Raw genomic sequence first — 16,476 nt, 5'->3', positions numbered from 1 at the left:
CTAGTGAACAGAACCGTTCACTGTAGTGAAACGATTGAGATCCTCTTTCAAAGATACGACATTATTAACTGAAAAACAAATAATTACACGGTTGTTTACATGTAAATAATAGATGAGGGCTGTGTAAAATAAGGTTGGCCAATGAGCGAAATGAATGGTTGGTATTTGACTATGAGAAATGATCCGGAATACTATGATAAATAGACAATTTTTGAGTAAAAATGAAAGACAAAGTATGAGAAATACCGGATTTAAAAACGTTTCTCATGGTGTACTATGCTGATTTTGTGTGTTTTATCTGAAACTTATGAGAATATGAGAATAAGAATTGCAAATCATTACTAGTGGACGTGCGTTTGGGAGGTGTCAAATTTGTTTATACGGGATATTAACCGTACATTTGTCTGTGGTAATAATCGCCCTACAAACACATGCAGGACAAATAAATTAATTAAGCAATGAGAATAACATTGGTAAGAGACGATGGCAAGGTGAACACTATGCGTACGTTAAGAATCGAACAGCTCGTAGAGCAAATGAAAGTGGAAACCAAAGCACAGTCTGTTTCAAAAATGAGAGAAGTCCTGCCTTTTATGCTTCCGGGTGATAAAAATGACTATGTGCAGAAAGTGCAGAAGGTGATACCTGCAGCGGCCTTTTTCCGCAAAGACGGAATAACGACCATGAGTGAATACAACGGAATTGTGATGATTCAGGTGAATAACTTATCCGGGAATATGGAAGCGGATGAAGTGAAAGAGCGGGTGAGGGAGCTGCCGCAAACTTATTTAGCTTTCACCGGTTCTTCCGGAAAGTCAGTGAAGATATGGGTCCGTTTTACTTATCCCAATGACCTTTTACCGGAAACCCGTGAACAGGCAGAGCTTTTTCATGCACACGCCTATCGGTTGGCTGTGAAATTCTATCAGCCCCAACTTCCTTTTGATATCGAACTGAAAGAACCTTCATTGGAACAATATTGTCGCTGGACTTTTGATCCGGATTTGTATTTTAATCCCGAAGCGATGCCTATTTATATGAAACAACCTGTGGCTATGCCGGGCGAAACCACTTATCGTGAACGGGTGCAAACGGAAACTTCACCATTGCAACGGCTTGCACCGGGGTATGAAAGATGTGATGCGCTTTCTGTTCTTTTTGAAGCAGCCTTCGCACGTGCACTGGATGAGGAGGATGGTTATCAACCGGAAGAAGGTGATAAACAGTCTTTGTTGATAAATCTGGCCGGGTATTGTTTTCGCGCCGGTATTCCTGAAGAAGATACGGTGCGATGGTGTCGGGCGCATTATCGTTTGCCAAAAGATGATACATTGGTTCGGGGGACTGTACGGAATGTATATCGGACTTCAGAGGGATTTGCGAGTAAGAGCAGCCTGTTGCCGGAACAATTATTTGTCATGCAGATGGATGAGTTTATGAAACGGCGTTATGATTTCCGTTTCAACCAACTAACGTCACAAGTGGAATGTCGCGAACGGAATAGCTTTAATTTTTATTTTCTTCCGGTGGATAAACGGTTGATGGCAAGCATTACAATGAATGCACAATATGAGGGGCTTAAACTTTGGGATAAAGATGTCGTGCGTTTCCTGAATTCGGATCATGTACCGGTTTATCAACCTATTGAAGAGTTTCTTTATGACCTTCCTCGTTGGAACGGTAAGGATTATATTGGCAATTTAGCCAAACGGGTTCCTTGTGACCATCCTTATTGGACTCAATTGTTTCGTCGTTGGTTTCTTAGTATGGTCGCACATTGGCGTGGGATGGGTAAGAATCATGCGAATAGCACTTCGCCTATATTGATAGGCCCGCAAGCTTATCGTAAGTCTACATTTTGCCGCTTGATCTTACCACCATGTTTACAGGCATATTATACGGACAGTATCGATTTCAGTCGGAAACGGGATGCTGAACTGTATTTGAATCGCTTTTTATTGATTAATATGGATGAGTTCGATCAGATTGGCATCAGTCAGCAGTCTTTTCTCAAGCATATTCTGCAAAAGCCTGTTGTCAATACGCGACGTCCGAATGCTTCGGCAGTGGAGGAACTCCGCCGGTACGCTTCTTTTATAGGCACAAGTAATCATAAGGATCTGTTGACGGATACTTCCGGCAGTCGCCGTTTTATCGGTGTCGAGGTGACGGGAGTGATAGATGTGGTCCGCCCTATTGATTATGAGCAGTTATATGCACAGGCAATGGCTGCATTGCGGAGTAATGAGCGCTATTGGTTTGATGAAAAAGAGGAGGCGATTATGACGGAGGCTAACCGGGAGTTTGAACAGTCGCCGGCGATTGAACAATTGTTTCAGGTATATTACCGGGCAGCGGAAGAGGAAGAAGAGGGAGAATGGTTGCTTGCTGCGGATATATTGCAGCGGATACAAAAGGCAAGTAAAATGAAATTCTCTGCCGGACAAGTTAATTATTTCGGACGTATATTGCAGAGGCTGAGAGTAAAGTCGTTTAGGAAAACACGTGGGGTTTATTATCATGTGATGCCTGTAGAGTAAGGATGATGATGAAATAATGTATAGTAGATGGCTTTTATTATTTTATAATAATTATCTTTGCGTAATAACGTGAGATGTATGAAGACTATGATAAGAAATCCTTTTATAACAAGCGGATATGTCTCTGCTGATTATTTTTGCGATCGCCGTTTTGAGAGCGAACAGTTGGTGCGCGAGGTGATGAATGGGAATAATTTGGCTCTTGTCTCTACCCGGCGAATGGGAAAAACAGGGCTGATCCGTCATTGCTTTCAGTTTCCTGAAATTAAACAGGGTTACTATACCTTTTTTATTGATATATATGATAGCCGTTCATTGCGTGATTTGGTCTTTGCACTTAGTAAGGAGATTTTGGAAGTACTGAAACCTATGGGGAAGAAAGCTTTGCATGGCTTTTGGGAATGTGTAAAATCTTTGCAGGCTAGTATCTCTTTTGATGTGAATGGTATGCCTTCTTTGAATCTGGGATTAGGAGATATACAAGCTCCGGCTACTACGCTTGATGAAATCTTCCGGTATTTAGAGCAAGCGGATAAGCCTTGTTTGATTGCTATTGATGAATTTCAGCAGATTACTGGATATGTGGAGAAAAATGTAGAGGCTACTCTCCGGACTTATGTGCAGCATTGTAATAATGCGCGTTTCATTTTTGCCGGGAGCCAGCGACATGTGATGGGGAATATGTTTTTGACGCCTTCCAGACCTTTTTATCAAAGTGTGTCAATGATGCATTTGGAAAGTATTCCTTTAGAAGAATATATTCGTTTTGCAAGTATGCATTTCAAACGTGCAGGCAAAGAAATAGAGGAAAGTGCTGTTACCACAGTTTATCAACAGTTTGAAGGAATCACATGGTATATACAAAAAGTATTGAATACACTTTATGATATGACCCCGGAGTACGGAGTTTGTAAAGTGGGAATGGTGTCAGGGGCTATTCGGCAGATTATTGATTCATTCAGATATACTTATTCGGAAATTCTTTTTCGTTTGCCGGAGAAACAAAAGGAACTGCTAATTGCTATCACTAAAGAAGGAAGGGCTAAAGCTCTCACTTCCGGCACTTTTATTAAAAAATACAAACTGGCTTCTGCTAGTTCAGTTCAGGCAGCACTAAAAGGGTTGCTGGAAAAGGATTTTGTGACTCAGGAAATGGGTATTTGTCAAATATATGATCGTTTCTTGGGTATTTGGCTGAAAGAGAATTATTAAGTCATATTTCATTTATTGAAGAGGGCTTTTCGATAAATCGCGTTAATAATTAATAGAAACTGCTGCCTGTTAATCTGTTTTATTGTATCTTTGCGGTCTTAACTTTTTTAATGGTAAATAATGAAGGAATTTCTACAACTAATGCGACGTTTTGTGTCGCCTTATAAGAAGTATATCGGCTGGGCTATTTTGCTGAATATTTTGTCTGCTGTATTCAATGTGTTCTCATTTACTTTTTTGATTCCTATCTTGAGTATTCTGTTTAAAACAGAAGGAGCAGATAAGGTGTACCATTTTATGGAATGGGGTAGTGGCGATTTAGCAGATGTTGCCAAGAATAACTTCTATTATTACATCTCTCAGATGATTGTGGATAATGGTCCCACTGTAGCTCTTATTTTCTTGGGACTATTCCTGATGGTGATGACATTGTTTAAAACCGGTTGTTACTTTGCTTCTTCAGCCGTGATGATTCCATTACGTACAGGAGTGGTACGTGATATTCGTATTATGGTGTATGCTAAGGTAATGCGTCTGCCGATGTCTTTCTTCTCGGAAGAAAGAAAGGGAGATATTATAGCTCGTATGAGTGGTGATGTGGGGGAAGTGGAAAATTCCATTACCAGTTCATTGGATATGTTGATGAAAAGCCCGATTCTGATTATTATATATTTTGTGACATTGGTTACGGTTAGTTGGCAGTTGACTCTTTTTACTATCATTGTATTACCGGGAATGGGTTGGTTGATGGGAGTCGTCGGAAGAAAACTGAAACGTCAATCACTGGAAGCACAGGCTAAGTGGAGTGATACGATGTCACAATTAGAAGAAACACTGGGAGGCTTGCGCATCATCAAGGCTTTTATTGCGGAAGATAAAATGATTAACCGCTTCACCAAATGTAGCAACGAGCTCCGGGATGCGACAAACAAGGTTGCTATACGTCAGGCTATGGCTCATCCGATGAGTGAGTTCTTAGGAACGATTCTGATTGTAGCTGTATTGTGGTTTGGAGGTACATTGATTTTAGGAAAGAATGCAACCATCGATGCTCCTACATTCATCTTCTATATGGTTATCTTATATAGTGTAATCAATCCATTGAAAGACTTTGCTAAAGCGGGATACAACATTCCGAAAGGGTTGGCTTCCATGGAACGTGTGGACAAAATCCTGAAGGCAGAGAATAAGATTAAGGAAATTCCGAATCCGAAACCGTTGAAAGGTTTGAATGATAGAATCGAATTTAAAGATATCTCTTTCAGCTATGATGGTAAAAGAGAGGTGTTGAAGCATGTAAACCTGACAGTTCCCAAAGGAAAAACAATCGCACTGGTTGGTCAATCGGGATCCGGTAAATCTACATTAGTCGATTTGTTGCCGCGTTACCACGATGTGCAGGAAGGTGATATTACCATTGACGGAACAAGTATTCGTGATGTACGTATTGCAGATTTGCGCAGTTTGATTGGTAATGTAAACCAGGAGGCTATTCTGTTTAATGATACATTCTTCAATAACATTGCTTTTGGTGTGGAGAATGCGACAATGGAACAAGTAGTAGAGGCGGCGAAGATTGCCAATGCGCATGATTTCATTATGGAGAAACCGGAAGGATATAATATGAATATCGGTGACCGTGGCGGAAAATTGTCCGGTGGTCAGCGTCAGCGTATCAGTATTGCGCGTGCTATTTTGAAGAATCCTCCGATTCTGATTCTTGATGAGGCTACTTCTGCTTTGGATACCGAATCAGAACGTCTTGTACAGGAAGCGTTGGAACGTTTGATGAAAACACGTACGACGATTGCTATTGCCCACCGTCTTTCTACGATTAAGAATGCAGATGAAATCTGTGTACTGTATGAGGGTGAGATTGTGGAACGTGGTAAGCATGAAGAACTCATTGAGTTAAACGGTTACTATAAACGTCTGCATGATATGCAGCAGTTGTAATTCTTGATATTGCAATGATATTATTAAGTTTTGATACAGAAGAATTTGATGTACCTCGCGAGCATGGTGTAGACTTTCCGCTGGATGAAGCAATGAAAGTGTCAGTCTATGGTACGAACAAGATACTGGACTGCCTGAAAAAAAACGGGGTGAAAGCTACTTTCTTTTGTACAAGCAATTTTGCAGAAAATGCGCCGGAAGTGATGCGGCGCATTATGGACGAAGGGCATGAAGTTGCTGCGCATGGATGTGACCATTGGCAGCCACAGGCTTCGGATGTCAGTCGTTCAAAAGAAATTCTGGAACGCCTTACCGGCAGGACGATACAAGGTTATCGCCAGCCGCGTATGTTCCCCGTATCAGATACGGAACTTGAACGGATGGGGTATGTATATAACTCCTCATTGAATCCCGCATTTATCCCCGGAAGATATATGCATTTGTCGGAGCCCCGTACCTGCTTTATGACGGGTAAGTTACTTCAGATTCCGGCTTCTGTAACTCCGTGGATTCGTTTCCCGCTATTCTGGTTGTCTTGTCATAATCTGCCGATGTGGCTGTATCAACTCCTGGTAAACCGGGTATTGAAGCATGACGGATATTTTGTGACTTATTTCCACCCGTGGGAATTCTACCCGTTGGGTGAACATCCTGAATTTAAGATGCCTTTTATTATCCGCAATCATTCCGGTAAAGGAATGGAGGAACGTCTGGATATGCTTATCCGCAAACTGAAAGAAAAAGGATATGCTTTTATGACTTACTCGGAATTTGCACAGATAAAACTGGCTGAACTAAATAAACCGGACGAAAAATGATAAAATTGGCTATTGTATCCCCCTGCTATAATGAGGAGGAAGTGTTGGAAGATTCGGCCGCCCGTTTGACAGCCTTGTTTGATGAGTTGGTGGCGAAAGAAAAGATCAGTGCCGACAGCTTTGTGCTCTTTGTGAATGATGGCAGCAAAGATCGTACATGGAGCATCATTAAGAAACTGCACGGAACGAATCCTTATATAAAAGGAATGAATCTGGCAAGAAACGTGGGACATCAGTATGCAATCATGGCCGGTATGATGACCGCTAAAGACTGGAGTGATGCCGTTATTACCATTGATGCCGATTTGCAGGATGATCTGAATGCGATTGAGGAGATGATCGATGCCTATACGCAAGGATATGATGTTGTATATGGAGTGAAAGTATCTCGTCAGGCAGACCCCGTGTTGAAACGTCTTTCTGCAACAGCCTTTTATAAATTACAGCACAGGATGGGAGTGGAGACTATCTACAATCATGCGGATTTTCGTTTTCTAAGCCGGAGAGTGCTGGAACAGTTGTCTCATTATCAGGAACGTAATGTCTATCTGCGTGGTATTATCCCGTTGCTGGGTTTCCCTTCTACTACGGTAGATGACGTAATCCGGGAACGGACAGCCGGAACCTCCAAATATACAGTAAGAAAGATGTTCAGCCTGGCCTTGGACGGAATAACCTCTTTCTCGGTGAAGCCTATTTACGGTATTGTTTATCTGGGAATTATATTTGTTTTTATCAGTATACTGATAGGAATTTATGTATTGTATTCTTTAATTTCGGGTACGGCAGAGCATGGCTGGGCATCTTTGATGTTGTCTGTCTGGTTTGTCGGTGGAATTGTTCTAATGTCAATAGGAGCTGTCGGGTTGTATATTGGGAAAATCTATAAAGAAGTAAAACGTCGTCCGCTCTATAATGTGGAAGAAGTACTATACGATGACCAAGATAAGTAAAGCTATATTTGACAGGCATCCGGACTGGCGGGATAAGTTCTGGCAATTCGTTCGTTTCGGAGTTGTCGGCACTGTATCCTCGGCTATTCATTACGGAGTGTATTGTCTGGTTTTACTGGTTGCAAACGCCAATATCTCTTTTACGGCAGGTTATGCCGTCGGATTTATTTGCAATTATTTCCTGACTACCTTTTTTACTTTTCGTTCCAAGCCCTCGTCTCGCAATGCGGTTGGGTTTGGCTTTAGTCATCTGATTAATTACCTGCTTGAGATCGGCTTACTGAATCTCTTCCTCTGGATAGGGGCGGGTGAACTGCTTGCACCGATACTGGTAATGATTATCGTGGTGCCTATCAATTTCCTGATTCTTCATTTCGTTTATATCTATAAAGGGAGGAAATAACACTATTCAATCCCTTTCATTTAATTCATAAAAAGAAAAGGCTATTATGAAACGTTTTCTAAATCTTGTTGTATATATTCTTACCATACATGTTTCGGCTTTACTGATCGCAGGACTGTTTCGCCTGGTGCTTTTTATCTCATCTTATCATCAGTTGACCTCTGAAGCCTTGTCGGATAAGACACTTCCGATGCTTGCTTTTGTGCATGGTGTCTGGTTTGACAATGTGATAGGCTGTTACATCCTTCTGTTGCCTCTGGTGGTTGCGGTAGTGTGTGGAGTTTGCAACTATTATGGGAAAGCGTTGTTTCGTTTCTTTACGATCTTTTTCAGTGTCTTTTATGGATTGGTTTATTTAATCAGTGCGTCGGACATTCCTTATTTTGCCTATTTCTTTAAACATATCAACTCTTCCATATTCGAATGGTTCGGTTATGCGGGAACTACCGCCGGAATGATATTGGGGGAAAGTGCCTATTATCTGTCCATCGGATTATTCCTTCTCTTTCTGGCCGGATTCGTAGTTTGGCTTATCTATCTGGCACGTTATTTCCATCATCGTAGCCTTACCATTTCCGCTCCGTTTCCTTATTGGAAGCGAGGAGGGGCGGTTCTGATCGGTGCTTGCTTAATCGGACTCTGCATCTTTGGAATCCGGGGGCGTACAGGCTATAACCCGATCAAAGTAAGTGCGGCATATTTCTGTCAGGATGCTTTTCTCAATCAACTGGGAGTAAGTCCTACTTTTAACCTGCTGACGAGTGTGATGGATGATATGAGGCCTGAAAATAAATACTTGCATCTGATGGATGAACAGGAAGCCATCACCAAGGCGCAAGCTCTGCTCAACCGTCCGGGAGATGCGAATGTTTCCCCGTTGGCTGTTTACAGGCGTGCTGCAAAAGCGGATAGCGTGCAACAACGCCGTCCTAATGTCGTCTTGATTATGATGGAGTCTATGTCCGCCAAGTTTATGAAGCATTTCGGGCAATCGGAGACTTTGACTCCTTTCCTGGATAGCCTGTATACCCGTTCTATCAGTTTCCGCAATTTCTATTCGGCAGGAATCCATACGAACCATGGTTTGTATGCCACCTTGTATTCTTTTCCGGCTATGATGAAACGGAACCTGATGAAAGGCTCTGTCATTCCCCGCTATTCGGGACTGCCTACCGTACTGAAAGAAAACGGCTATTACAACCTTTTCTTTATGACGCATGAAGGGCAGTATGATAATATGAACGCTTTCTTCCGGACGAACGGCTATGATGAAGTGTTTTCACAAGAAGACTATCCGGCTGATAAGGTTGTGAATAGCTTTGGAGTGCAGGATGATTTCTTGTATGACTATGCAATTCCGGTATTGAATCAGCGGGCTGCCACCGGACAACCGTTTTTTGCTACTTTACTGTCCATCAGTAATCATCCGCCGTATGTGATACCTCCTTTCTTCCATCCGAAAACAAGTGAACCGGAGATGCAGATCGTTGAGTATGCGGATTGGGCTTTGCGTCAGTTCTTTGAAGAGGCGCGTAAACAACCCTGGTTTGATAATACGATATTCGTATTGGAAGGGGATCATGGCAAACTGGTGGGAGACGCCGAATGTGAACTGCCGGAATCTTATAATCATATTCCACTGATGATTTACTCCAACCGTATTCAGCCGGAAGAGAAAACTGCATTTGGCGGTCAGGTAGATATACAGCCAACAATATTAGGGCTGTTGAATATTGATTATCTACAGAATAATTTTGGAGTGGACTTGCTGAAGGAAGAACGTCCCTGTATGTTCTATACTGCTGACAATATGGTGGTGGGACGCAATGACACGTTACTCTACCTTTATAATTACGAGACTCAGCAGGAACTTACTTATGATATCGGTAACGGCAAATTGAATGCTGTTCCGATGGATGATAGCTTTTTGCCTTTAAAAGAATATAGTTTTTCCATGCTCCAATCGGCGGAGTTCCTTGTGAAGCATGGAAAAACGCTTAATTCTATACCTTTTACTCAACAATAGGAGTCGTTTCGGTATTTTCAGGCTGTTGCTTTTTAACGAACTTGTATATCTTGGCTATTTGCCGGAGTACTCGTTTAGGGGATTCATATACCTCCTCAAACTGATACCCTTCTTTCTCGAATTCGGGAAGATATTTCTCTGCATCATTCGTGCCGATTAACAAGAAACCTTCCGAAGGACGTTTCTCATAGAAGTTGTCGAGACGATTGTGCAGATAGAAATTGAGTTCGAAATAATGTACGGGGTCACCTGCTGCATGCAGACTTTCTTCAATGAATTCGTACATCGTTCCTTCGCTTTCCGGCGCAACCTTTTCTATTTCTGTAGCGATGAATTTGACCGACTTCGAATTTAATGCTGCCGGCTGATAAGCACCGTCCAATGCAAGGTATAATCCCATTGTAAGCACAACGAGAGCGTATAGGAAACGGTTGTTCAATGCATTTTTCCGTTGATAGAACCACCAGTAGATACCGAGAATGGTAGGAATGGCAATCAGGAATAAGGCCCCTGCTCCGCTGATATTCTGTATTGCACGCATGAAATTAATATTGTCCTGCGCGTGACGACCCTGGAAAATAGTTTCAGGGATGAGTCCGCATTTTAATACGATGAAGCAGGTGAACAGTAGCAGGCTGATTACTGCAAGAATACTTCCGTATACCTTGATGACTTTAGATTGCTTCTTGACCAGATAGAATAGATATTTGGCAAGGAAATAAGCAATGAAAGGATAGATCGGCATCAGATATACACTACGTTTGCTCTGCGGAATACAGTAGAAGACGAAGATTACAACGATACTGGTGAAAGAGAATAAATCCACCGGATCCATATTCTTTATCCAAGCAGTGAAACGTTTCCACCAGGCGGCTGGCTGGATATTGAACTTACGGTAAGTCAGGCTGAACAGGGAGAGCACGACTAACAGTGTCCAGGGAACGTATCCGGCAAATAGGGTCACAAAATTATAATGCCAGGGGTTCACGCATGAATTGTAACTCATGGTATTAGTCATACGACCGAAGTTTTCTTCCATAACTAATGCCAGGAACTCTTCTCCACCTTGTTGGTAAGCAGCGACATACCAGCAGAAAGGCAGGATGAGTGAAAGAATGGCCCAGGCGGAAAGTAACAAGAATGCTTTGAAGAAGTTGACACCCCGGAGTAACAAGAAGATGCCTACCACTAAACATGGAATGATAGTACCTACCGGTCCTTTAGTCAGTGTGCCGCAGCTCATCAGGAGAATGGCCAGCCAGGGAATACCTTTGAGTCCCTTCTCATACCATTTGTAGAGACAATACAGAGCGCCAACGGTGAGCGCTGTCAATACCATATCCACCCGGCAGTTTGCTCCGGCCCGGTGCAGTTCAAAATTAGTCAGGGTAATAAAGGCGGCTAACAGCGCCAATTCCACTCCTTTTCTTTTGGCAAAGAACAGAAAACCGCAGAGAGTCATGGCGATCAGGGCGATGGCAGACGGCAAGCGGGAGGTCATTTCTGTGACTTGCCCTCCGTTTACTGCTGCCGAAACAGCGGCTATGCTCCAGTGGAAGAAAGGCGGTTTGTAAGCCATTTCTCCTCCGTTGTTTCTGGGTAAAATCCAGTTTCCGCTATCCAGCATGGAGTAGGAGACAATAGATTCGCGAGGCTCCCCTTTGGTGTGGTACTCCGATAAACCGAGGAAAGGCAGGATAGTAACTACGCAAATGACTAGTAACAGCCAGAAAGCTTTGCTTGAAGTCAATGTTTTCATCTTTTTCTTATATTGAAATTTATGTTCTTTTATTTTCTGCCGAAGTCGGCCGGAATTTCTCCCCATTCTTTCGTTTCCCATTTCAGGATACGAGTAGTATACGTATTTCCCTGCAACCATTTTTCTGCCCGTTCGATCAATAAAAACAGTTCTTCCGTTTCCGGAGTGCGGGGGAGCTTGGTTTTGCACTTCTTCTGTCGCACCCAGCTGATGGCATTCGCGCTGTCACTGTAAATGGGCATATCGAAACCTTTCTTTTTCAGCAACGCCAACCCGTGTACGATGGCTAGAAACTCGCCGATATTATTCGTGCCTTTCATCGGGCCGAAATGAAAAATCTCCTGACGGCTGGCAATGTGTACGCCGCGATATTCCATCGGTCCCGGATTACCGCTACAGGCTGCATCGACAGCCAGGCTATTGTCGATCACACAAGAAGGTAAAGTATCCGAAGAAGGTTTAGGACCTCCTGATTTAGCCTTTGCATTCTTGCCGATATAAGCATAGGGAGACATTGTCAACGCGCGTTCCGCTTCTTCGCGCGTATCGAATGATTTGTATTTGGCAGCTTCGTATCCTTTGATTTGAAGCTGGCAGTCTGTCCAGGAAGTGTAAATCCCGGGTGTGACGCCTTCCCATACGACATAAAATTTTTGTTTTGCCATTTTTCTGACGATAAATTTAGATAGTCAATGAATTGACGCTGCGAAGGTACAAATATATTCTCTAACTGAACAAGTTAGGGGGGATACTTGTTATAAAAAAAAGAGAGTTTTAAGAATATAAAATAAGAAAGGAACTATTATGGAAAGATCTTTTAGTGAAGCTTTGAAACAACGTCGAACTTACTATTCAATTACTAATCAGTCACCTATATCCGATCAGGAGATCGAATGTATCGTTAATATGACCGTGCGCCACGTACCGTCGGCATTCAATTCGCAATCTACCCGTGTGGTACTTCTATTGGGAGAATCGCATAAGAAATTGTGGCAGATTGTGAAGGACGCATTAAAGAAGATTGTACCGGCTGAAGCGTTTGTCAAGACAGAGGAGAAGATAGATCATTCGTTTGCCTGTGGGTATGGCACTGTATTGTTTTTTGAGGATCAGAAGGTTGTGAAAGGGCTTCAGGAGGCTTTCCCGGCTTATCAGGAGAATTTCCCGGGATGGTCATTGCAGACTTCTGCCATGCACCAGTTAGCTATCTGGGTAATGCTCGAAGATGTAGGTTTCGGAGCATCGCTGCAACACTATAACCCGTTGATTGATGAAGAAGTGCGCCGTGCATGGGATTTGCCGGAACATTGGCATTTGATTGCGGAAATGCCGTTCGGACTTCCTCTCGGCAAACCGGGTGAAAAAGAATTCCAGCCGCTTGAAGAACGGGTGAGAATCTTTAAATAAATCGGGAATGAAGAATGAATAATGAAGAATTGGATGGCATAATGGCTAAAATTCTTTATTCTTCATTCTTCATTCTTCATTAAATGATTAATTTTGTGAGCAAAATTAATCATTTATGGTTCGTATCTTCCTTACCGGCTATATGGGTGCCGGAAAAACGACGTTGGGTAAGGCTTTTGCCCGGCAAATGAATATACCGTTCATCGATCTGGACTGGTATATTGAAGAGCGTTTTCACAAAACCGTTGGAGAATTATTCATTGAACGAGGCGAAACAGGATTCAGGGAGCTGGAGAGAAATATGCTCCATGAAGTAGCTGAGTTTGAGAATGTGGTAATTTCGACGGGGGGTGGAGCGCCTTGTTTTTATGATAATATGGATTTTATGAACCGGACCGGAAAGACTGTTTTTCTGGAGGTGCATCCGGATGTGTTGTTCAGGCGCTTGCGTGTGGCTAAACAACAACGTCCTATTCTTCAGGGTAAAGAGGATGAAGAACTGAAAGCGTTCATTGTTCAGGCACTCGAGAAGCGTGCTCCTTTTTATCATCAGGCACAATATATCTTTAATGCAGACGAATTGGAAGATCGTTGGCAGATTGAAACATCGGTGCAATGTTTGCGACAACTTTTGGGATTGTAGAAGTAACAGTCGTTATATTTTGTGTAATCGTCATTTGGAAAGCTGTGGAATGTGTGTAATTTGTGCCTGATAATGAATGATTATTGGGAGGAATTTTACTGTATTCAGAAATCAGGTAGTTGTAATGTTCTCTTTTTGTTGGAACTTCGTTTTTTTTGAGACTCTTGTTTGTGCATTCGGTCAATATTTGTACCTTGCACTCGTTATGAGATTTTTTATTGACTAGTAACACAAAATTAAGGTAAAGTTCTATATCATGAAAACTTTAAAAGAGAAATTTGGGGAGTTATCCGCTAAAATTAAAGCATCCGGACAGCCTGCAAGGGTATGGTTTCCGCAGTATACACCGGCTTCATTGTTAAGTGCGGAAAACTGGTGGGAAGCATTGGCTGTATGTGAATATGCTTTGGACACAAAAGAAGACGAGAAATTAACAGAAGATTTTTTTTGAACTGATATTCAGTGCTTTTGACTGTAACGTAGAGGTGGAACTCAACGCGGAAGAATATGAATTCTGGTGGGAAAAGGTGATGCAGGTATGCGACCGTGTGGCAGAGTTTAGCGGTGCGGGATGGGCGCAGAAGGGGGCACAATATTCCGAAGCCCGTTATGGAAAGCGGGACATGAGTTATTTGTTTCCATACTACGAGAAGGCCGCCGATATGGGTTGGGCTGAAGCGGAAGCAACTGTTGCCTATTGGCGATACATGGGATTCTATTGCGAACAAGATAAAGAAGAGGGTGAACGGCGTTTTGCAGCTCTCACTTCTCCCGAAGCTATTTTATGGGGAAAGCATTATCGTGCTTTTGCCGAAGAATTTGCAGGGGATAAAGCAAAGGCATTACAGATACGGAATGAACTGCTTGCCGAACTGCCTGAAGGTGAACGTTTGCGTGCTCATGTATATGCAGCGTTGGGGGATGCGCTCGACAGGGCGGAAGGTAACGTGGCAGAGGAAGCTGCTTATTACGAAAAAGCCCTGGAAATAGTTCCCAATCTTTATAGTCTTAAAAATCTGGCTACGCTTTATTTCCGTTACCCGGAACTGAATAAACCGAAAGAACTGAGCTTTGAACTTTGGGAAAAGGCTTGGTATGCCGGTGTGTGGTCTGCCGCCAATTTCCTGGGATATAACTATCAGGAGGAGGAATGGCTGGATATGCCTAAGGCGATTGAATGGCTGGAAAAGGGCATGCTTTATTGTGAACCCTACAGTGCGTATGAACTGGCATTGATCTACCTGTATAATGATGAATATAAGAACGTGGAACGTGGACTGATGTGTCTGAACCGTTGCGTGGAGGATGATTATATACAAGGTATCGAAGGACTGGTCAATATTTATTTCAACGGTGATTTGGTGCCGGAAGACATGAATCGCGCGAAAGAGTTGTTGGAGAAAGCCATTGAATTGGGTTCGGGAAGTGCAGCTTATCGTTTGGGCTGGATGTATGAACGTGGCTTCTTGTCTGAAGAACCGGATTATGTGAAGGCTTTAGAGTTTTATGAAAAAGCGGCTTCACTGAATAATGCCGATGGGTATTGCCGTGTGGCTCTTTATCTGGCTAATGGATATAGCGGTGTGAAGGACCCTGTAAAATCAAGGGAATATTATGAAAAAGCGGCCGAACTGGGTGCTTGCTTTGCCCTTGTGGAACTGGCATTCTTATATGAGAATGGCGATGGAGTGGAGAAGAATTATGAAAAGTCATTTGAACTGATTAGCAAGGCTGCCGAACAGGGTTATCCTTATGCAATGTTCCGTGTAGGTCTTTATATGGAAAAGGGTGTTCTTGGTGAAGTGAAACCGGAAGAGGCCTTTGCCTGGTATACAAAGGCAGCTGAAGCGGACGATAATGATGCGATCTTTGCTTTGGGACGTTGCTATAGAGAAGGTATCGGAACGGAAGAAAACTGGGATAGGGCACTCGAATGGTTTAGTAAAGGGGCGGAAAAGAATGAAGCCCGTTGTCTGACGGAACTGGGGATGGCTTATGAGAATGGTAATGGCGTGGAAGAGAATCCACAAAAGGCAGTGGAATATATGATGAAGGCTGCTGAATAGGATTATGGCTATGCTCAGTTTAAGATGGGAGATTATTATTTCTTCGGTTGCGGTCCCTGTCTGGAAGATAATAAAACGGCAGTGGAATGGTATGAAAAGGCAGTGGCTAATGAGATTCCGATGGCTATGCTGCGTGTGGGTGAGTATTATCTGTATGACTATGATAGCCTGAATGAGTCGGAAAAGGCTTTTGCTTATTTCAAGAAAGCTGCCGAATATGAATGGTATAGTGAAGGACTGGGTATCTGTTATGAAATGGGTATCGGAGTGGAAGAGAATGAAACGGAAGCCTTTAAATATTATACACTGGCTGCGGATAATGGAAATACGACAAGTATGTATCGTACCGGACTTTGCTATTATAACGGAGTAGGTGTGAAACAGAATTATGCCGAGGCCTATCGCTGGTTCACGGATGCGGCGGGGAATGAGAATGTCGCTGCAATTTATTATCTGGGCAAGATGATGATGTATGGCGAAGGTTGTAACCCTGATCCGGAAGCTGCAGTGCAATGGTTGCTGAAAGCTGCCGAGAAAAATAACGATAAAGCACAATTTGAACTTGGAAATGCCTATCTGACAGGAAATGGCGTGGAAGAAAACGATGAAATTGCAATGGAGTGGTTCGAAAAGGCCGCAGAGAATGGCAATGAGAAAGCTCTTAAAATCACCGGAAGGAGGAGGAAGTAAAAG

The 16,476-nt window shown here is 42.8% G+C and carries 11 protein-coding genes and 1 pseudogene; 10 read left to right on the top strand and 2 right to left on the bottom strand.

Features of this window, described 5'->3' with window-relative positions; genetic code table 11:
• Positions 1-458 precede the first annotated feature (458 nt).
• From BSCG_RS13805 to BSCG_RS13835, 7 genes are all read left to right on the top strand, one after another.
• On the top strand, positions 459-2,540 hold the full coding sequence (locus BSCG_RS13805; protein WP_004309440.1) for a BT4734/BF3469 family protein: 2,082 nt from the start codon (positions 459-461) through the stop codon (positions 2,538-2,540).
• A 78-nt stretch (positions 2,541-2,618) separates the two neighbouring features.
• Entirely contained in the window at positions 2,619-3,752 is a 1,134-nt protein-coding gene (locus tag BSCG_RS13810; protein WP_004298276.1) for an AAA family ATPase, read from the top strand.
• 120 nt (positions 3,753-3,872) lie between these two features.
• Positions 3,873-5,708, top strand: coding sequence for an ABC transporter ATP-binding protein (locus tag BSCG_RS13815; protein ID WP_004298275.1), 1,836 nt, complete (start codon positions 3,873-3,875; stop codon positions 5,706-5,708).
• Positions 5,709-5,722: 14 nt separating this feature from the next.
• On the top strand, positions 5,723-6,526 hold the full coding sequence (locus tag BSCG_RS13820) for a polysaccharide deacetylase family protein (RefSeq protein ID WP_004309441.1): 804 nt from the start codon (positions 5,723-5,725) through the stop codon (positions 6,524-6,526).
• Positions 6,523-7,479, top strand: a complete 957-nt coding sequence (locus tag BSCG_RS13825) for a glycosyltransferase family 2 protein (RefSeq protein WP_008776078.1) — start codon at positions 6,523-6,525, stop codon at positions 7,477-7,479. The genes BSCG_RS13820 and BSCG_RS13825 overlap by 4 nt, the downstream gene beginning before the upstream one ends.
• Entirely contained in the window at positions 7,463-7,882 is a 420-nt protein-coding gene (locus BSCG_RS13830) for a GtrA family protein (RefSeq protein ID WP_004314482.1), read from the top strand. Before BSCG_RS13825 ends, BSCG_RS13830 begins: the two co-directional genes overlap by 17 nt.
• Positions 7,883-7,928: 46 nt before the next feature.
• Positions 7,929-9,908: an LTA synthase family protein gene (locus BSCG_RS13835; RefSeq protein WP_008776077.1), complete on the top strand. Its 1,980-nt coding sequence runs from the start codon at positions 7,929-7,931 to the stop codon at positions 9,906-9,908.
• Here BSCG_RS13835 and BSCG_RS13840 read toward each other — a convergent pair.
• Positions 9,895-11,667, bottom strand: coding sequence for an ArnT family glycosyltransferase (locus BSCG_RS13840; RefSeq protein ID WP_032849530.1), 1,773 nt, complete (start codon positions 11,665-11,667; stop codon positions 9,895-9,897). The two genes, BSCG_RS13835 and BSCG_RS13840, sit on opposite strands and share 14 nt — an antisense overlap.
• A 29-nt stretch (positions 11,668-11,696) precedes the next feature.
• Positions 11,697-12,332, bottom strand: a complete 636-nt coding sequence (locus tag BSCG_RS13845; RefSeq protein WP_008776075.1) for a viroplasmin family protein — start codon at positions 12,330-12,332, stop codon at positions 11,697-11,699.
• A 139-nt stretch (positions 12,333-12,471) separates the two neighbouring features.
• Between BSCG_RS13845 and BSCG_RS13850 the strand changes: the two genes are divergently transcribed.
• The 3 genes and pseudogenes from BSCG_RS13850 to BSCG_RS13860 all read left to right on the top strand — a co-directional run bounded on the left by BSCG_RS13850 (position 12,472) and on the right by BSCG_RS13860 (position 16,473).
• Positions 12,472-13,074 carry a nitroreductase family protein gene (locus BSCG_RS13850; RefSeq protein ID WP_004298268.1) on the top strand — a complete coding sequence of 201 codons (603 nt, stop codon included), beginning with the start codon at positions 12,472-12,474 and terminating at the stop codon, positions 13,072-13,074.
• A 115-nt stretch (positions 13,075-13,189) separates the two neighbouring features.
• Complete coding sequence (locus BSCG_RS13855; RefSeq protein WP_004309445.1) at positions 13,190-13,717, top strand: shikimate kinase; 528 nt, start codon at positions 13,190-13,192, stop codon at positions 13,715-13,717.
• Between the two features lie 256 nt (positions 13,718-13,973).
• Positions 13,974-16,473, top strand: a pseudogene (locus tag BSCG_RS13860) (hypothetical protein).
• Positions 16,474-16,476 lie beyond the last annotated feature (3 nt).

The organism is Bacteroides sp. 2_2_4 (assembly GCF_000157055.1).
Lineage (GTDB): Bacteria > Bacteroidota > Bacteroidia > Bacteroidales > Bacteroidaceae > Bacteroides > Bacteroides ovatus.
Note: the sequence above shows the minus strand (reverse complement) of the source record. Positions and strands in the feature narration are given on the sequence as shown.